Origin of the sequence: Rubritalea spongiae, from assembly GCF_042652385.1 — a bacterium.
GTDB classification, from domain to species: Bacteria; Verrucomicrobiota; Verrucomicrobiia; order Verrucomicrobiales; family Akkermansiaceae; genus Rubritalea; species Rubritalea spongiae.
Genome location: NZ_JBHSJM010000001.1, coordinates 1,752,602 through 1,771,460, shown reverse-complemented (window position 1 = coordinate 1,771,460; position 18,859 = coordinate 1,752,602). Strand labels below are relative to the sequence as shown.

17 protein-coding genes are annotated in these 18,859 nt (G+C 47.6%); 13 read left to right on the top strand and 4 right to left on the bottom strand.

Features of this window, described 5'->3' with window-relative positions; all coding sequences use genetic code 11:
* Nucleotides 1-49: 49 nt before the first annotated feature.
* Nucleotides 50-733 (bottom strand): 30S ribosomal protein S2, encoded by a 684-nt coding sequence (gene rpsB, locus ACFPK9_RS08020; RefSeq protein WP_377094327.1) that lies wholly within the window; start codon nucleotides 731-733, stop codon nucleotides 50-52.
* A 436-nt stretch (nucleotides 734-1,169) separates the two neighbouring features.
* On the opposite strand from rpsB, the gene ACFPK9_RS08015 reads away from it, so the two are divergent.
* The 13 genes from ACFPK9_RS08015 to ACFPK9_RS07955 all read left to right on the top strand — a co-directional run bounded on the left by ACFPK9_RS08015 (nucleotide 1,170) and on the right by ACFPK9_RS07955 (nucleotide 15,054).
* Nucleotides 1,170-2,111 carry an AEC family transporter gene (locus ACFPK9_RS08015; RefSeq protein ID WP_377094326.1) on the top strand — a complete coding sequence of 314 codons (942 nt, stop codon included), beginning with the start codon at nucleotides 1,170-1,172 and terminating at the stop codon, nucleotides 2,109-2,111.
* Between the two features lie 191 nt (nucleotides 2,112-2,302).
* Entirely contained in the window at nucleotides 2,303-2,917 is a 615-nt protein-coding gene (gene leuD, locus ACFPK9_RS08010) for a 3-isopropylmalate dehydratase small subunit (protein ID WP_377094325.1), read from the top strand.
* Between the two features lie 101 nt (nucleotides 2,918-3,018).
* Nucleotides 3,019-3,783: an ABC transporter ATP-binding protein gene (locus tag ACFPK9_RS08005; protein ID WP_377094324.1), complete on the top strand. Its 765-nt coding sequence runs from the start codon at nucleotides 3,019-3,021 to the stop codon at nucleotides 3,781-3,783.
* A 46-nt stretch (nucleotides 3,784-3,829) separates the two neighbouring features.
* Nucleotides 3,830-4,879 (top strand): MlaD family protein, encoded by a 1,050-nt coding sequence (locus ACFPK9_RS08000; protein ID WP_377094323.1) that lies wholly within the window; start codon nucleotides 3,830-3,832, stop codon nucleotides 4,877-4,879.
* 459 nt (nucleotides 4,880-5,338) lie between these two features.
* Nucleotides 5,339-6,391 (top strand): ribonucleotide-diphosphate reductase subunit beta, encoded by a 1,053-nt coding sequence (locus tag ACFPK9_RS07995; protein ID WP_377094322.1) that lies wholly within the window; start codon nucleotides 5,339-5,341, stop codon nucleotides 6,389-6,391.
* 115 nt (nucleotides 6,392-6,506) lie between these two features.
* Nucleotides 6,507-7,589, top strand: a complete 1,083-nt coding sequence (locus ACFPK9_RS07990; RefSeq protein ID WP_377094321.1) for a ribonucleotide-diphosphate reductase subunit beta — start codon at nucleotides 6,507-6,509, stop codon at nucleotides 7,587-7,589.
* Between the two features lie 97 nt (nucleotides 7,590-7,686).
* Nucleotides 7,687-8,052 carry a four helix bundle protein gene (locus ACFPK9_RS07985; protein WP_377094320.1) on the top strand — a complete coding sequence of 122 codons (366 nt, stop codon included), beginning with the start codon at nucleotides 7,687-7,689 and terminating at the stop codon, nucleotides 8,050-8,052.
* Nucleotides 8,053-8,214: 162 nt separating this feature from the next.
* The gene (locus tag ACFPK9_RS07980) at nucleotides 8,215-11,496 is read left to right on the top strand and encodes a ribonucleoside-diphosphate reductase subunit alpha (RefSeq protein ID WP_377094319.1); all 3,282 of its coding nucleotides are present in this window, start codon (nucleotides 8,215-8,217) and stop codon (nucleotides 11,494-11,496) included.
* Between the two features lie 185 nt (nucleotides 11,497-11,681).
* A complete protein-coding gene (locus ACFPK9_RS07975) occupies nucleotides 11,682-12,614 on the top strand; it encodes a hypothetical protein (protein ID WP_377094318.1) in 933 nt (310 codons plus the stop codon).
* On the top strand, nucleotides 12,592-12,945 hold the full coding sequence (locus tag ACFPK9_RS07970) for a hypothetical protein (protein ID WP_377094317.1): 354 nt from the start codon (nucleotides 12,592-12,594) through the stop codon (nucleotides 12,943-12,945). The genes ACFPK9_RS07975 and ACFPK9_RS07970 overlap by 23 nt, the downstream gene beginning before the upstream one ends.
* Nucleotides 12,945-13,577, top strand: a complete 633-nt coding sequence (locus ACFPK9_RS07965) for a nucleotidyltransferase domain-containing protein (protein WP_377094316.1) — start codon at nucleotides 12,945-12,947, stop codon at nucleotides 13,575-13,577. Before ACFPK9_RS07970 ends, ACFPK9_RS07965 begins: the two co-directional genes overlap by 1 nt.
* Nucleotides 13,578-14,002: 425 nt before the next feature.
* Nucleotides 14,003-14,227: a hypothetical protein gene (locus tag ACFPK9_RS07960; RefSeq protein WP_377094315.1), complete on the top strand. Its 225-nt coding sequence runs from the start codon at nucleotides 14,003-14,005 to the stop codon at nucleotides 14,225-14,227.
* Between the two features lie 416 nt (nucleotides 14,228-14,643).
* Nucleotides 14,644-15,054 (top strand): hypothetical protein, encoded by a 411-nt coding sequence (locus ACFPK9_RS07955; protein ID WP_377094314.1) that lies wholly within the window; start codon nucleotides 14,644-14,646, stop codon nucleotides 15,052-15,054.
* Nucleotides 15,055-15,192: 138 nt separating this feature from the next.
* On the opposite strand, the gene ACFPK9_RS07950 is transcribed toward ACFPK9_RS07955, so the two are convergent.
* The 3 genes from ACFPK9_RS07950 to ACFPK9_RS07940 form a co-directional block, all read right to left on the bottom strand.
* Nucleotides 15,193-15,375, bottom strand: coding sequence for a hypothetical protein (locus ACFPK9_RS07950; RefSeq protein WP_377094313.1), 183 nt, complete (start codon nucleotides 15,373-15,375; stop codon nucleotides 15,193-15,195).
* A 130-nt stretch (nucleotides 15,376-15,505) separates the two neighbouring features.
* The gene (locus ACFPK9_RS07945; protein WP_377094312.1) at nucleotides 15,506-16,537 is read right to left on the bottom strand and encodes a hypothetical protein; all 1,032 of its coding nucleotides are present in this window, start codon (nucleotides 16,535-16,537) and stop codon (nucleotides 15,506-15,508) included.
* A gap of 59 nt (nucleotides 16,538-16,596) precedes the next feature.
* Nucleotides 16,597-17,865 (bottom strand): esterase/lipase family protein, encoded by a 1,269-nt coding sequence (locus ACFPK9_RS07940; RefSeq protein WP_377094311.1) that lies wholly within the window; start codon nucleotides 17,863-17,865, stop codon nucleotides 16,597-16,599.
* Nucleotides 17,866-18,859 lie beyond the last annotated feature (994 nt).

The window sequence follows — 18,859 nt, the reverse complement described above, 5'->3', positions numbered from 1 at the left end:
AATACTGCGGGATTTGAGCCCCGCAGTGAAAGTGTGTCTCTGTGACGTATTAGCCTTTTGTACCTACGACGATGGAATCGACGAGGTTTTGGAGGAGAATACGGATAGAGCGGATAGCGTCGTCGTTACCTGGGATTGGGTAGTCAACAACGGATGGATCTGCGTTGGAGTCAACGATAGCGATCACTGGGATGTTAAGACGACGAGCTTCTGCAACTGCGATTGTTTCGCGTGCGGAGTCGACGATAACGATAGCGTCAGGAAGTTTCTCCATGTCGCGGATACCGCAGAGGTTGCGGAAAAGTTTGCCACGCTCACGTGCGAGAGCTGCGAGTTCTTTCTTAGACATTGCCTTGAATTCAGGCTGTTTTTCGATGTCTTCGAGGTACTTGAGACGCTCTACAGAACGGCGGATAGTGGTAAGGTTAGTGAGTGTGCCACCCAACCAACGGTGGTTGACGTAGTATTGACCAGCTGCTTCAGCTGCTTCTTTCACTGCTTCTTGAGCTTGGCGCTTACAACCTACGAAGAGGATCTTCTTGCTTTTGCCAGCGAGGTCAGTGAGGAAGTCAGAAGCCTTGTCGAGATTTTGAACAGTTTTCTCGAGGTCGATGATGTAGATGCCGCCTTTGTCCTTCATGAGGAAAGGTTTCATCTTAGGATTCCACTTGCGGGTCTGGTGTCCGTAATGAACGCCAGCGTCTACCATTTCTTGGATAAGTTCGTTTACCATAATATTGGGTGTCTGCCCTTGAATCAGGGGAGCTCTGTGTTTGAGAAACCCCGCCGCTTGGGGATAGCTTCGTCTGAGTCTCTCGTTGTTTTGCGGCGGCGTGAGATGAAGCGCGCGGGTGTTAACAGTGGGTGACGGATTTGGCAAGAAATTGTTTGTTACTTTCCGGTGGTTTTTTCGTCTATTGCTAAGTCCTTGGATGAAAGTTGCTTTTGGTTAAGTGATCTTAACTAAAAACGGAGGTGATTTGTTAGGTGGGCTTGAGTGGTTTGCAGCTATAATCGGTCAAATGGTTCGAAGAAGCGGGGGGTAGTGGAGGAATTGAACATTGAGGCAGGAGAGAGTGAGTGCTCCATTTGCATTTTTTAGTTCAAAATTAATCCATGAATGGAGGCATCCTCCTTGTCATCTGATTGGTGTGAGATAGGTTCGGGGTGTGAGCCAATCTCTGATCGTACTTGAAGCTTTAGTTCCTGTCCTAGTGACGATTGGCGTGGGAGCGCTTTTACGGAAGTTTAATATCCTGCGAGCGGAGGTGGAGCAGGGGATGATGCAGATGGTGGTGCAGGTGCTGATGCCGGCCTTGACCTTGGCGAATATTATAGGGAATGAGTCGCTGAAGGACATTGGTGAGGTGGGGATGTTTGCGGGCTTTGGCTGTGTGAGTTTGTTAGTGAGTTTACCGCTCGCCTATTTTCTTGCGGGCGTGTTCGGATTGTCGCGCGGCAATGGCAAGCGGACTTTTGGAGTGTGTAATGGGATTCAGAATTATGGATACATGGGAATCCCTCTGTTGTTGACGATGTTTCCGGGTGAGGGCTTGTTAGGGGTTTTGTTTACGCATAACGTGGGGGTGGAGCTGGCGATGTGGACTGTGGGTGTAGCGTTGATGAGTGGGGATAAGAAGTTTTCGTGGAACTTGGTGCTGAAGCCGCCGGTGTTGGCAGTGATTGCGGGATTATTGATAAATTTTGTGGGGCTCGACTTTTTGTTTGTGGGAGCTCCGATGAAGTCGCTTGAGATGCTGGGCGCGCCGGCGATTCCGATTGCTTTAATTGTGATCGGAGCGGGTTTGGTGGAGCTTTTACGGAAAGAACGGTTTGCATGGAATGTGGCGATTGGCTCGGTGCTGGTGCGGTTGATGATATTGCCAGCTTTGATGATTGCTGCTGCGTATTTTTTACCCATTCCGACAGTGCTCAAGCAGGTGGTTGTGATTCAAGCGGCGATGCCATCAGCGATGTTCCCGATTGTCCTAGCAAAACATTACGGTGGAAAACCAGAGGTGGCAGTTCAAGCTGTGGTGGCGACGACGGTTGTGTGCTTTATCACGATGCCGATTGTGATCACGCTGGGGATGCAGATTCTAGGAATCTAGTAGACAAAGGCTTTTTCCTGAGGCATGGATGTCCTTGCCAAACCGCAGGAAGCTCTGTTTCGGCAGAGTGAATTGTACTAGAGGTCTTCAGGTTCTCCCCTGAAGGCCTCGACTTTTTAGAGGCTGTTCCTCAGATTTAAGATTTAAGTGTTCGATCTTATGTGGGCTTGATTTTCTGGCGAGTATGGGGAATGGTCGCTGCAGTTATGGCAATCGAAGCAATCAAATCAGTGGTGGGCACGGCAGTTCCTGTGCCGGGTGCAGATGTGGATACTGACCGCATTATTCCTGCGCGTTTCCTCAAGTGTGTGACCTTCGATGATCTGGCTGAAGGAATGTTTTACGATGAGCGCTTCGAAGAAGATGGCTCTAGCAAGAATCATCCGATTGATGCGCCTGAGTACAAGGGCGCTTCGGTGATGGTAGTTGGACCGAACTTTGGTTGTGGTTCTTCGCGCGAGCACGCCCCGCAGTCGATTCGTCGCTCAGGTTTCCGTGCGATTGTCGGTGTTTCTTTCGCAGAAATTTTCTTTGGGAATTCGACGAATCTCGGGATGCCTTGTGTGTCCTTGTCGATCGAAGATAACGAAAAGCTTTTTGCTCTTGTCGCAGCAAATTCTAGCCAAGAGGTTAAAGTGGATTTGGAAGCGAAGACGGTGACTTTTGGCGATACTGTATTTGCTATGGATATGCCAGATGGCGCGCGTGAAGCGTTGATCAATGCGAAATGGGACACGATCGGTGAGCTTGCGGCGCAAGATACACAGATTGATAAGGTCGCTGCATCGTTGGCCTACGTGCAGTAAATAGCGCTGAGAGACGATTTCAGAAGCCTAACAGCGACATTGGCTTGCTGTTAGGCTTTTTCTTTTTTTACAAATGCAGGAGGAGTGGTTAGCGTTTGTTTGTGCCCGCAGATAAAGAGATTTTTGTAGAAGTTCGGAATTTACATAAGAGTTTTGGGGCGCAGCACGTGCTCAAGGGCGTTTCTGCAAAAGTGTACAAAGGTGAGACGCTTGTTTTGTTAGGAGGTTCTGGTGGGGGGAAATCGGTGTTGATGAAGCATTTCATTGGGCTTCTCTCTCCTGATTCTGGCGAGGTGATTGTGGAAGGTGAGAATATATCAAAGATGTCGGAGCGTCGGCTGGGAAAGGTGCGGCGCAAGATGGGGATGATGTTTCAAAATGGAGCGTTGTTTGACTCGATGACGGTGGGGCAGAATATTGCATTTCCACTGCGCATGGGAGGAGAGAAGGATGAAGCGAAGATTCAGGAGCTGGTTTCTGAATCTTTAGAGATTGTGAGGTTGCCTAATCAAGAGGCTAAAATGCCCTCAGACTTATCAGGCGGCATGCGGAAGAGGGTAGCTCTGGCGAGGGCGATTGTGGATCGGCCAGCTTGTGTGTTGTTTGATGAACCACATGCGGGTTTGGATCCAATTACAGCGGATACGATTGACCATTTAGTGAAAGATTTACAGAGCGATCATGGGATGACGAATGTAATCGTGACGCATGAAATGCGCTCGGTGTTTCGGATAGCGGATAGGGTCATGTTTTTGAAGGAAGGGCAGGTGTATTGGGTGGGAGCTCCTGAGGAGTTAAAGGCTAGTGAAGATCCTGAGTTGAGTAATTTCATTCACGGTAGATCGGGTGAGGAGTGGGATGAGTGAGGGAGTCTGTACTTGCTTCTCATAGAAACTCAGCAAAAATATAATTATGTCGCTCAAAGAAAAACGCCCAGAAACTCTCGTCGGCCTTTTTGTGCTTGTGGGTTTACTTACGCTTGGTGCGCTGATTGTGCAGTTTGGACGCTTGGGTGAAACCAAGGGGGATAGTTATTACGTTAATGTAGAATTCAAGGATGCCTCTGGTTTGATCAAGGGGAGTGAGGTGCGTATGGGTGGGGCGAAAATTGGACACGTGTTAACATCGCCAGAGCTGACTGATGATTTGACGGTGATGGTGAAGCTCAGCTTGGATGATCGAGTGAAAATTTATGAAGGTTCCCAGTTTTTGGTCGAATCGATTTCTTTGTTAGGTGATAAGATTATTGTGGTACGTCCTCCAGAAGTGCGTAATGAGAAGGCGACTTTAGCGGATGGAGATATGGTGAAAGGTGGAGGAGCTGGTGGTCTTGATGCGTTGCAATCAGATGCGGAATCGGTTGCTCGAGATGCGCGGAAGTTGATGAAAGATGCGCGTACGTCTTTACTTAAATTTGACTCTGCGCTTGATGATATCCGTACGGTTTCTGGGCGACTTGGCGAGACTTTAGAGAAAGTGAATCAAGGGGTTTTAGGGGATGAAAACTTGGACGCTCTAAAAAACTCGATTGCTAACATCGAGTCAGCGACGGAAAGCTTTAAGAATGTAGGAGCAGGTTTAGAACCCTCGGTTGAGGAAATTGAGAGTGCGATCGCATCAGTTAAAGGGGCGGCGGAATCGGCTGAGCAGACTTTTGAAGCTGTGAGAGTGGAAGTGAAGCATCTCGGACCAGCAATTGATGAATTGCCGGCGACGCTCACTGAGTTTCGTACAGCAGCGCAGAAGATAAGCCGATTCGCTGATTCAGCGGATCAAACGCTCAATGGGTTGAGTGACGGCGAGGGTTTGCTGGGTACTTTAGTTTCGGATGAAGAGGTGAGTACGGATACCAAGGTGTTCATTAAAAATCTCAAGCGTCACGGTGTCTTAGGTTATAAAGATGATTCTACCTACGATGAGCGTGACCCCAAAGAGAGCCGTTTCCGCGGAGTGCGTAGGTAGTCAGGGAAGAAGCCAGCTGGGTAAAATTTTACTCCCAGAAAATTGCGGAATATAGCTGTTAGCGGCATACTTTTGCCTCTGTGGATAGGACTTTTTTAAAATTTTTGAGGCTGATTTTTCCTCTCTAACAATTCGATTTTTTTTGAGGCCCAAGTGGTGACTACTGAGACAATTTCGTCACTCCTGTGAAATCCTTCTTAATCCTAGAAACTTCAAGGGTTGGCGATAATTTGTGGTAATTAAGCGAATGGATGAATTCCATTCAATCCACAACATATGGTATTGTGAATAATTTGTGTATACCACATAGAAGAACTAGGGGTGAGAATGGCGTTGACCTAGGTGGGTGGTTTTGTGCATATTCGCCAACGTGTCTGAACGACACAGACGAGCACTCAAAGCGAGTGTGAAGCTACTTCCAAGCTTTCTATTATTTATTCATTTTTCGCTCACTATCCAATGTCCACAACCACAGTAACTCTAGGCGATCGCACTTTTGAAATCGACGAAGCAAAGGCTCAGGAAGCGTACGCGGCAAAGAAGGTTATCAATGGCCGTGACACGATGTTTTTCAACATCCTCCCACTGAAGTATCAGTGGGCATACGAGCTTTACCGTGAGATGAAAAACAACCATTGGGAACCTGAAGATGTAGCGCTCCGTGCAGATGCAGCACAGTGGGCCTCACTTCCTGAGGACCTCCAGCAGGCCGTCGAGTTGCTAATGGGGTACCAAGCGACATCTGGTGAAATCACTGGTGCTGAAGAAATCTACGCAATCCGCGATATTGTTACAGCTCCTGAGCTCAAGCTCGTTTTTGGTCGCTACGTTCACGAGCAGAATACTCAACAGGATGTGTTGGTGCACATTTTTAGTTCACTAGGTCTCAATCCTGTCACTTGCACCAGCAAGTTTGCAGAGGTAGCCTCGCAAATGAAGGCGCTGACTGATAAGCATCTCGTCGAGTTTGATCGCGATGTCGATATGACTACTTTGGCAAATAAGCAGGCTTTCGCCAAAAATACCTTCTTCTTTAGTCAGTGTATGGAAGGTCTGCAGCTCTACAGCCTCTATAGCGTGGTGTTGGAAATGGGTCGCACTGGTAAGCTCGTGGGTGTGACTGAAATTTTCTCCAAGCTATTGCGCGATGCCGGTTTCCGCTGTGAGCTCTTCCGTAAGCTTTTTGCGGAGCTTTGTCAGGAAAATCCAGATATCCGCACGTCTGAGTTCGATGACGAACTGGCGGCGGTGATGGACGAAGCGGTAGCGCTTGAAAAAGCATTCATCGCGACTCTCCCTGGCGCAGCAAGCGTTGGGCTCGATGGCGCCACGCTCAGCAACTATATTGATCACGTCGCGGCACGTCGCTTAGCGGCTTGCGGTCTTGGTCCAGCATCTGCTGGTTCTCCCTTGCCATGGCTCGATGAAGTATTTTTCCCGAACGAGGTCCACGCGGGCCACTCCTCAGCCACCACCCAATCCACTTCAGACTTCGACGACGACGATCTTTAAGCCCCAGCGGGGAGTGATAAGTGTCGATTGCGAAGTTTAGCATAAAGCAATTACACAGATTACTCCTCAGTTTCATCAAGCAAAGCACTTCACACTCCCAACTTCTCACTTTCAAATGACCACCACACAATTAGGCGACGCCAAGATTACTCTCGATTCCGATGCTGCTGAGCAAATTCTTGCCAGTAAGCGTGTGATTAACGGCACTACTCCGAAAGGTTTCGGCCTAGCTCCACTCAAGTACGAGTGGGCGTATGAAATTTACAAGAACATGCGCGCCAATCACTGGGAACCAGAAGACATCACTATGCAGAAGGATGTCGAGCAGTGGCGTAGCTCAGAGGTCACAGACGTTGAGCGCTGGATCATCAAGATGGGTATTGGTTACTTTTCCGCTGCTGAAGGCATTGTTGGTGACAATGTGATTCACGTGATCCGTGAGCTCGTTTCCGCGCCTGAGCTCAATCTCGTTTTCCGCCGTCATGGGCACGAAGAAAACATCCACGCTGACTCCTTGGTTTACATGGTTTCATCACTCGGTATCAATCCGCACGAATGTGAGGCGATGCTCGAAGACATTCCAACGATCAAGGATAAGACAAATTTCGTAGTGAGTAACAGTCGGGGCCTACGCCGCGACATGGACATGTCTAAGCTTGAGAACAAACAGGCGCTCGCACGTAACATTTTCATGTTTGGGCAAGTGATGGAAGGTACGCAGTTCTATGGACTCTTCGGTATGATCCTCAGTCTCTACCGCCAGAATAAATTCCCAGGTATTGGCCAGATGTTTCGTTACACCTTGCGCGATGAGTCGAACCACATCGAACTTCTTCGCAACCTCTTGATGGATCTGATCGACGAGAATCCTGAGATCTGGACAGATGAATTTCGTGAGGACCTCCGTGCGACAATGGCCGAAGGCATTCGCCTCGAAAAAGCATTTATCCGCGACTGTCTCCCAGTAGCCGCTGTCGGTCTCAACATGGCTGAGTTCGAACAATACATCGACTTTATTGCTGACCGTCGTCTCACTTCGTGTGGTCTTGAGCCACTAGTCGAAGGTGGTACCGGCAACCCATTTCCATGGCTCGCCGAAATGATGGACATCAAGAAGGAACAAAATTTCTTCGAAGGCCGAGTTACTGAATACCAAAAAGCGTCGGCGCTCGGAGAGATCGATGATGACGAGCTTTAGGCGAAGCCTAAAGCGAGTTTGTTAGAGTTCAGTTTTCAGAGTTCAGACCAGAATGATGAAACCAAACAACCAGTAAGCTGAAAACTTAAAGTCTCCCATGCTTCACACATTCGAAGATTTAGAAGTTTGGAAACGCTCTGCAAAGCTCGCCGCTGACATCAATATCGCCATTCATAATCACACAAACTACGCATTAAGAGACCAGATATCTAGATCCGCTATTTCCATCCCCTCGAATATCGCTGAAGGCGCAGAACGAGATTCAACAAACAATTTCATTCGATTTCTTAGAATTAGCAAAGGCTCATGTGCGGAATTAAGAACACAACTTTATATCAACCAGAAAGTAGCTCAGGAAACTGGAGCGAATAACCTCCGAGAAACCCCAATTTATATCCAAGAGACCAAGGAAATTCTAGCGATGCTTCAAGGTCTGATTCAAAAACTCCAAAAGACTAAATAATTCTAACGATTAAGATTCTATGAGTTTAATCAAGCTCAGTAGTCTGAAAACTGAACACTGAAACTCCCTGTCTTTCTTTATCCTTTCTCCTTTTTCCTAACACGGCGGATCGGAGCACCAAACCACTTTCTCTAACCAAAAATAACCCACGCAGCCCTACCCATGTACCGCAACCTAACACTCGAAGAAGATGTCGCGTTGAAAAACGTCGTGACCCGCCCGCGTTCTGAAAAGCCTGATTTCGCATGGCGCGAACAGCTTTCTACTAATAAAAGCGTTCCACAAGTGATTGTGGTTAACGGCGCGATGGAATCCGAGCTTTCGCTCGAAGATGTAGCAGACACCATCGGTGGTGCATTGACTGATCTCTTGCTCGCGCGTCAGGCTGAAGAAGATCACATTTTCAATGAAGAGAACCGTCACTTCGTTTCTAATGTCGCACACAACGTGGCAGAGTCACTCATTGAGCAGGTGACCGATGGCGGCCAGCTCAAGCTCACCAAGACCGACCTGTTCCTCCTCATCGAAAAAGCGCTGATTGAAAATGATGCGCATGACGTGGCGAAGTCGCTCGTGTTTAACCGTTCCCTTGCCGATAAAGGTTCGATCGAGATGTCTGGGATGTCCAATGAGCCCTTCACGGTGCGTCTCATTCGTCGCAATGGCAATGTGGTGCCTTGGTCTGAGACTAAAATTGAGAATGCAGTGCGTCAGGCCTTCCTCACCATGAAGGAAGATCCAGCGCCAGCTTCCTCCGTCGCTCATGCGGTTACTGAGCGCGTACGTAAGGAAGAAAAAGCATTTATCCACATCGAAGACGTTCAGGACATCGTCCAAGAAGAGTTGATGCGTCAAGGCCACTTTAAGATTGCGGCTCACTACGTTCTCTATCGTGCTGAGCGCGCAGCGAATCGTGTGCAGGAAGAGGCATTGCCAGTGGAAGATCCGCAGCAAGATTCTATGGTGGTTGTTACTACCGAGGATGGTTCTTCTGTTTTCTGGGATGGCACGGAGCTTAAACGACGCATCCAGTTTGCTTCCATCGGTCTCGATCTGTGTCTTTCCGAAGCAGACATCGAGCGAGAACTTCGCCGTTCCATTGGTACAGAAATCACTTCCGAAGGTCTGCAGAAAACCATCATTCTTAATGCCAAGACGTTGATCGAGCAAGATGCAGACTTCTCACTCTTCGCGGGGCGCATCCTACTTTCCTACATTTATGAAGAAGTGCTCGACTGGAATATCCTCGATGACGGGATTGAAGGTCTCAAGGCGGCACACGTCGAAGCCTTTAAGAAAAATCTCAAGCACGGTGTCGAGATTAAGCGCTATAGCCCTGAGCTGATCGATGGGCGCTATGACCTTGATAAAATTGCCGAAGCACTCGACCCGACCGCCGATCTCGATTTCGACTTCCTCGGTATTCAGACCCTTTACGATCGCTATCTCGTGATCGACAAGACTGGCTCTAAGCAACGCCGTCTCGAAGTGCCACAGTTCTTCTGGATGCGTGTTTCCATGGGCCTCTTCAAGGAAGACGGTGAGAACAAGCAAGACTGGTGTGTGCGTCTGTACAACCTCTACAAAGGCCGCCGCTTCTGTTCCTCCACCCCGACACTATTTAACTCTGGCACACTCCACAGCCAGCTTTCCTCCTGCTACCTCTACAAGGTCGACGACTCCATCGAGTCCATCATGCAGCGTGGTATCGCAGACAATGCCTACCTCTCTAAGTGGGCGGGCGGCCTTGGTGGTTCATGGACAGCTGTGCGCGGTACCGGTGGATACATCCAGGGCACCAATGGTGAGTCCCAGGGCGTCATCCCATTCCTTAAGCTGCACAATGACCAGCTCGTCGCGGTGAACCAGGGCGGTAAGCGTCGCGGTTCCGGCTGTGCCTACCTCGAGACATGGCACAATGACATGGAAGACTTCCTCGAGCTGCGTAAAAACACTGGTGACGAGCGTCGCCGCTGTCACGACATGAACACCGCGAACTGGATTCCGGATCTCTTCATGAAGCGCATGGAAGCGCGCCAGGACTGGACACTCTTCCGTTCGAATGACGCACCTGACCTCCACGACCTCTACGGCAAGGCCTTCGAGCAGCGCTATGTGGAATACGAAAAAATGGCGGAAGAAGGAAAGATCTGGGGACAGAAAATGCCAGCCATCGAAATGTGGAAGAAGATGCTCAAGATGATCTTCGAAACTGGCCACCCATGGATCACCTTCAAGGACCCATGTAACCTCCGTTCCCCACAGGATCACGCAGGCGTCATCCACTCCTCAAACCTCTGTACCGAAATCACGCTCAACACTTCTGACGAAGAAACTGCAGTGTGTAACCTCGGCTCCGTGGTGCTCGATAACCACATCCGCGAAGACGGCTCACTCGATCACGAAATGCTCAAGGAGACCATCACCGTCGGTATCCGTGCGCTTGACAACGTCATCGACATCAACTTCTACCCAACAGAAGCTGCCAAGACCGCAAACTCCCGTCACCGTCCTATCGGCATGGGTGTCATGGGTCTGCAAAATGCACTCTATAAGAAGAACCTCGCCTTCGCCTCAGATGCTGCAGTCGAGTTCAATGACGAGTTCATGGAAGCCATCGCTTACTACGCGTACTCCGCATCCAGCGACATCGCAGCAGAGCGCGGCACCTACTCTACCTACAAAGGCTCTAAGTGGGACCGCGGCCTCATGCCACAGGACACTGTTGACCTGCTCGAAGATGAGCGCGGCGTGAAAGTGGACGTGCCTCGCGGCAACAAGATGGACTGGACACCCGTGCGTGAAAAAATCGCTAAAAATGGCATGCGCAACTCGAACGTGCTCGCTATCGCGCCGACTGCCACCATCTCTAACATCATGGGCACCACCCCATGTATCGAGCCGAACTACAAGAACCTCTTCGTGAAGTCGAACCTCTCAGGTGACTTCCTCGTGCTCAACCGCCAGCTCGTCAATGATCTGAAGAAGGAAGGTCTCTGGAACCGCGAAATGCTCGACCAGCTCAAGTACTTCGATGGCGAGCTCGACGAAATCGCTGAGATCCCTGATCACATCAAGCAGAAGCACCGCACCGTCTTCGGCGTGCCTTACCAGGCTGTCATCGATGCCGCTGCGCGCCGCCAGAAGTGGATCGACCAATCTCAGTCGGTCAACCTCTTCCTCGCGACTCCAGACATCAAGACACTCTCACACATGTACCGCCGCGCATGGTCCACTGGTCTCAAGACCACCTACTACCTCCGCACACTCGGCGCATCGAACATCGAGAAATCCACTATCGACGTGAAAAAGCAAACCCGTGGTGTCGCCGCCGCAGGTGCCGCTGCCGCCGCCGCTCCGAAAAAGCAATACACCGCTGCGGAAGTCCAAGCATGCTCCCTCGAAGCCATGATGAATGGTGAAGAATGTGAAGCCTGCCAATAAACTCACCAATGACTTGCCCGCCGGAGCTTTAGCGAAGGCGGGTGAATGGTGTGCTGAGTGAGATTTGCAAGTGGGAAAAGATACCACATAGAGTTTGATTCGCACGAAAAACTAACAAGCCGTTATATGTATTAAATGGTCAATATAATGGTAAGTTTTTCATATTACGCTGGATGTAAAAATAAATGGAAGAAGACTCAAACTATAAAAGCGAGCTTCGTGACATAGCTCTGGAAGAATGGAAGGTTCTTCAAGGGAAAATTGATGCGTATGGAGCTCATAGATTTAGGGTAAAAGCTTGGTCTGTAACATTGGTTCTAGGAGCGTCTTTGGCTGGAAAATACAAGGGTGTTTACGGAGATTCTTTTGAGTGGGGATGGTTGATTATAATGGGGCTATTGCCCACCTCTTTCATAATTGTGGAAAATGAGCAGCTGAGAAATGCTCAAAAATTAATCTCAAGAGTCCAAATCTTGGAGAGAAATATTAAGAAGTTATTTAAGTTAGAGGGGAAATCTGAAAATGAAAGATTGATATCACCTAGCATTTATACATTTCTCTCCAAGCAATCTAAGAAAAAGGTTTCTCATGAAAACTATCGTACTCCTAGCGGTATATGGGCGAAGCTCTTCGGCTTTTTGAAACGAGGCACACGGACTCATGTTCCTTTGTTTAGAGAAACACCTTCTGTTTTTTTCTATGCAGTACAGTATTTAATTGTACTTCTCATTTTATTAGCTGGCTCAGAACAAGCAGTTGATAAATATGATCCAACCATAGTCATAGTTGATGTCATAAGCGAGTCAAACGAGTCAAACGAGTCAAGCGAGACAAGCGAGACAAGCGAGACAAGCGAGACAAGCGAGACAAGCGAGACAAGCGAGACAAGCGAGACAAGCGAGACAAGCGAGACAAGCGAGACAAGCGAGACAAGCGAGACAAGCGAGACAAGCGAGACAAGCGAGTCAAACGAGTCAAACGAGTCAAACGAGACAAACGAGACAAACGAGACAAACGAGACAAACGAGACAAACGAGACAAACGAGTCAAAAGAGTCAAAAGAGCCAAACGAGTCAAACGAGCAAAAGAGTCAACATGGAAGAATCACTAAAAACTGAGCTGAGTGAAGATATAAAAGAGATATGTAGTGATATTAAAAACACTATCTTTGATAGTGGGGATGAACTCATACCCTATCTGGACTCGTTGACGACTGCTCTCGTGAGTTATAGTCAGGGGATTGGTGTTGACGGGGTTACAGAGGAGACGCCTCTTCGGTTTGTTTTGAAGGCATTAAATAAAAAGAGGTTGATCAGTGATGTGGCGGTATATTTGTATGAAGATATAGTTGATATGCTTGGAGGGGTATATGGTGATATAGCACAGCTTGATGAAGGTGTGCTTGCAGATTTTAGTGATGAAGTTTGCGAATCGGATATTCTGATGTGATGGATTTATTTGAAGCGCAAGATTTGTGTGAACATGCGATAGTTCGAGCTGGTTTTGACTATACGGATTTTGAACAAGATTCGTATCAGATTATACTTTTTGGCTCAGCTGCAAGAGGTATGGCATCATCTGAGTCAGATGTTGATATACTTAGGGTTGTTGATCAGCTCAAAGATGGGGCAGATAAAACTCGAGTACAGACAGATGGATTAGACCTGATTACATTATCTAAATCTTATTTTTCTTCGAAAGAGTGGTTAGGAGGAGAATTGGCTTCTCATGTGTCTGTGTATGGTTTGTGGGTAAAAGGGGACAAAGGTTCGGTCAGTTTTGCTAGAGTTTCTCAAGAAGCCATAGCGACAAAAAAAAGAATAATTAAGAGCAGGTTACAATCTTTCCTTTATAACTTAGATAAATTGAATAGATATTATGTTCTAAGTAATATGAGGAAGATACGTTTAGACTGCCAAAGGTTGGATCAAATGATTTCGAATATACCTGTAATGTGTTCTCCAGAATTAGATCAACTCTGGAAGAGTCTAGATCAATCTGATTTGTATATTTCTACAATATTGGAAAGCTGTGATGTAGAGGTGACTAGTATCGAAAAATTTGTAAATTTATTAACTTAATGGATAAATAACGATATGAGTAATTGTGTAAATTGTGGAAAGCTGGTGGAGGAGGTGTGTAGGGAAATAGCAGCACCCAATGAAGGATATGCTATTGAAGGTAGACGTGAATGTTCATGTGGTGGTTGTTACTCTGTTGATGAATATAGGGTAGATGGGTGTAGAGAGAAAAATTATGGAGTATGCTGTCTTTGTGGGGAGCAAAAATCATACTAGTGGATGAAAGGCTCTTTAGGAGTGCGTTTATGTGAAAGAATGTGATGCTAAACCCTGCTCAGTATGGTGGATCTATAGCATTAATAATATCTGATTTTCTAGAGATTAAACCCTATCTGAGGTCAATCAGATACGATCTGAAATAGTAAGTGAAAAACTGTTCATTTCACAACTGTTAGTTAAAATATACTTGTTAGAGCTACATCGTTATGAGTGACGTGTGTGAATCAGAGCATTTGGTAGAACTGCAGAGATGCTTTCATGCGGAGGCCTTGCAGGACGTGGAAAGCACCTTGCAAGAGAACGCGATTCCTTACAAAAAGAGCAGCAATGCTCAGATTGTGTCGAGCGCTGTGATTGGCGGAGGCAGTGACCCAGAGGTGATTATTTCTGTGAGATATTCCTGCCTGTGTGAAGGATGGCGCGAAGTGTGAGGGTGGTTTGTTTTGAAGGAGGTCAGAAGGTGAGGGATGAATTGACTAAACTCTTCTTAGAAACATATGACATGGAAGGGACGGTTTTCCAAACCGTCCGGCTGCTAACGCGTCTTTGAGGGCATTGAGCTGAATGTCACCATACATCACCGCGACTTCCCATCTGTTCGAATTCTGTGAGATGTTATGATTATCTAACAATCGATCTGTATGATTCCCCGTGTAGGCGATTCCAACAATGTGCGTGAGGTCTCTTGTTAGGAGCGTTCGACCCTTCGCGTGCAGATAAGCCCTCAACCCCGCCGGACGGTTGAGGATAACCGTCCCAGCCTTATGCTTACGCGTACAAGCGTAGTTACAAAAAGAAGGCGAATTGATACTATCCCACTCTGACTGTGATCTGTTAGTTAATACCTATGGCTTTTTCTATCCCGAGTGTGACGGACAATGTGTACAAGTTTTATGCAATCTTTGGTCTGACTTTAATCGTCTCGAGTGTTATTGGCTCGATTCAACTCAACCGTATGAACAATGCGCGCATCCACCAATTCGCCAAAGATGTGGAAGCGGTACATCAGCGAGATCCTGAGTTTGCCAATGCCAAAGACTCGCCAGTAGTCGCCTCAGCATTGAAACAAATAGAAGTGATTGGTGAAGATAGGAAGGGGTTTAAACGCCTCCTGTTAGGTCTAGTAGCTGTGGGAGCTGGAATTTCATTCTATGGTTTTCGCCAATGGCAGAACGGCGTGCAGAAAATGGACGACGCAATCAAAGAGCTAGAGCTTAAAAAGCTTAAGTTAGAAGTCGAGAAGTTGAAGGGGCAATAGAGCATAGGGTGCAGAATATGAGATGGAGAAAAGCTGTTTGGTTCCTAGCGTTGGCAGGGACGCTTGTCCACAAGCGTCCGGCTGTGCAGCTGTCTTCGGAGGCTTTAGGGGGGCGGTTTTCGTGAAGGATCGTGATGGCTATTTTTTGACCTTTTGGATTTTATGACGCATCAACCCTGCTGGACGACTGAGGACAGTCATCCCTGCCTGGCGGAATGGTATGGCGATGTGTGTGGGTGGTTTGTTTCTGGCTGCGATGTGTTTGCTCCCTCCACATAAATAGGGGGACAGCCCCTTCGTGTAATGATCGTATCCATCCATTCGCCAAACAAATGGCAGATGCGAGAGCCGGATGTAGGTAAAGTTAAAGGCGCACCTATCGCTGCCTAATAAGTAAACGTAACAGTGCGTGTATTAGTTTGGTGTGTTTTACTCATAAAACACATTGCTGCTAGTCCAATGGGAAAAACATGGCGTATGCAGTGACGGTGGAGCTCGGGAGGGTATCTATACCGAGGATTTTCTTTGCAGTTTTCTGGTTTACTTGAATGAGCTCGACATCGTCCTCGCTGGGTGGAGCGAAGTGCTGGTTCACGGCTCGAATCGGGCTAGTTTTTCCGATCAGGGCATTTTCAGTCACTTCGAGCTTCTTTAGCCAAAAGACACTGCCTTTGCGCACAGCGCATTGGTCATCAGGGATGCGATTATGTGAGGGGATAGAGAGTTTTACTTTAATAAATTCTCGCTTGAAGGGGCCTTCTCCGTTTCTTAAGAGTTCGTTGAGAGCCTTGTGCACGTCGTTTGTCCAATCGGTAAGATCTGCGATGTCTTCCTCAACATAAGTTTTATCCTCGAGCACGTGGTAGTACTTGCGCGTTTTTAGGTGATTTAGGAAGGCTGCTTTTAGGTCGACCGAGTTTAACAGGCCCGTGATGAGTGAAGCTACTGAAGGTGTATTGCTAGAGAGCTGTATGCCAAGTCTGGATAGGTAGTCTTTGTAGGACTGCGTTTCGTTTTTAGAAGCGAGGAGCTGGGTTTCTAATTGTCCCTTAGATTCTTTTAGTTTTCTAATCTCTTGATTCTTACTTGCAAGGATAGCCCGATGCTCTGTTTTTGGGAGGCTTGCGGTTAAATCTGATTTAAGGGAGGCAATTTTTGATTTTAGTGAGGTAATGTCGGAGGTGGTAAAATCGCTATTCAGCCCTTCTCTATCGAGAAGGACTTGAATTTGAGAGATTCGATCTAGCGCCGATTGGTCATCTTTGAAGGAAGCATGTTGGATTTCTAGTACGCGGTTTTCGAGTTTAGCTTCTTTGTTTTGTGAGAAGATGGCAGTACCCGCACCAATCAGAATTGTAGAAACGAGCCCTGTGAGGTAGATGCGATTAATCTTGTTGGTGATGAGCCCGTAGAGAGCGATGCCTAATGCGCATAAAAAGGCGAGAACGATGACGACGAAGACGATATTTTGCTGAGAGAACATAGGATAACTTAGTATAAAAATTTCAGTAGTTTAGCCACGAGAGTGAGGACGATATTCGTTTATTTATTTTCAGAAATGGTCACTACCTTATGGAAAAGACGTGGGATGGAGACGTTGAGGAAGATGGTTTTTCCTGGGGCTAGGTAGGTATCGACTTGGTTAGCGGCGATACGGATTGCAGGTATGTCTTGCTGTGCTGGATAGCCGGCGATGCGTTCGCTGGTTTTCTCTGGAGGGCAAGTAGGATCCGCGATGACTTGAAGACTGAGGTCGGAGCCCTTGAGCTCTTTTTTAAGCTTTCCGACATCGATGATGAAGGATCGCCGTGAGGGATCTGTTTTGAGGCGGTGGACATCGATTATTCCTTCGAGTTTATCGAGCTTCCCTTGCTTTAGCCATGAGCTGAGTAGCACGAAGTAGCGATCGACTGGTTGACCGAGATGGTCTTTGACGCAGAACACAAGGTTGGCGTATTGCTCTCTCTCTATCACGGAGTGCTGGGCTATCCATTGTTTGTGCTGTGGCCAAGTCTCTGCAGTGACGCTGAGTGCACGTTTGATAGCCTCTCCTAGTTTGGGGTTGATGCGTTTTTTACCCGCTATGGAGCTGTGGTTGTATCGATCAAAGACAGCAAATGCTGTATCTGCAGAGAAAGGGGTCGTCGAGAGGTGATAGGAGTCGGTGTCAGTGGTATAGGTGGCGTTAATTTCAAAAGGTATGGGGTTAGCGCAGGGGATAGAGACTGTGCCGTCACTGCCGTCTTGATAGGTAATGTTTGTTAAGCCTCCATAGCCTTTGTTTCCAATCAGTGTGGTGACCAAGTGCTTTTTAGTTGGGTCAAACCAGCCTTTAAAAATGTCTCTCGCAGAAAGCTCTTGTGTGTAAGGAGAAGCGAGTTCGAGGCCATCGAGTAACTTCTTACCAGTATCACCAAAACCTCCTTTGAAGACTCTTCCCATGAAGGTCTTCCCTTCATCGGCGAGGTAGGATCCATAGTTCGCAGGAGCGAGCATGAGGATGCGGTGAGCGGGTGACTTCGATGGAGTCTTGAAATACTTAGTCAGCCATTCGCGTAGGACTAGAGCTCCTGTGCTATGAACGACAAAATCTACAGAATGAGGAGTACGTTTGAGTTCTTTATGCCGCCATTCCTGATCAAACGCCTCGGCGAGATCAGTGTAGGAGATGTCATCGTCCATTGAGAGCCAATCGATGAGTTTGATGGTCTTAACACTGGGAGTGCAGTGTTTGCGGATGTACTTAGCGAGAGGCTGGAAAGACTGAGCGTCATCGCTCCAGCCGTGGATAATTACAATAATTTTTGACACACAAGAAGGGGATTTATTTCCTTCTTTCTAACAATAGTTTTAAAAATGTAAAGTGATTAACTGTTAGTGTATTAGGTGTGTTGTTGGGGGGTTATTTCATGTTTATTAAAAAGATGGCCTGCGACTGTTGATTATAGGGGTGTCTGCAGATACACACCATATTATTCAATTGTGCTGAGCATGTATGATTATTTTTTTAAGTGAGTTTTTTGATGAGGACGTAATGCCATTGGTTGAGCCTTTTGGGAGAGGGGATGATACGCCCTTTTACAGCTTTAGAAAATGAGAGGGACGCGTACCCTTAAGCGTCCGACGGCTAAGATTCCTTCGATGGCGTTAAATTGCTCCATTACCCTGTATCACCACGGCTTCCCATTGTTCGAATGCTGTGAGCTGTATGTTTTTCTAACAATCGATCTGTGTGATTCCCCGTGTAGGCGATTCCAACTATGCGCGTGAGGTCTCTTGTTAGGAGCGCTCGACCCTTCGCGTGCAGATAAGCCCTCAAGACCGCCGGACGGTTTGGAAAACCGTCCCTGCCTAGCTGAATGGTGAGACTAACCGTGAAGGAGGTTTGTGCAAAGGTGTGAGAAAGTTTTTGGTGATGTGCGGATTTACTAATGTCATTGAGTTGCACGTCCGGCTGCTAACGCGTCTTTGAGGGCATTGAGCTGAATGTCACCATACATCACCGCGACTCCCCATTGTTCGAATTCTGTGAGATGTTATGATTATCTAACAATCGATCTGTATGATTCTCCGTGTAGGCGATTCCAACTATGCGCGTGAGGTCTCGTTGGTTGGAGCATTCGACCCTTCGCGAGGGGATAAGCCCTCAAGACCGCCGGACGGTTTGGAAAACCGTCCCTGCCTAGCTGAATGGTGAGACTAACCGTGAAGGAGGTTTGTGCAAAGGTGTGAGAAAGTTTTTGGTGATGTGCGGATTTACTAATGTCATTGAGTTGCACGTCCGGCTGCTAACGCGTCTTTGAGG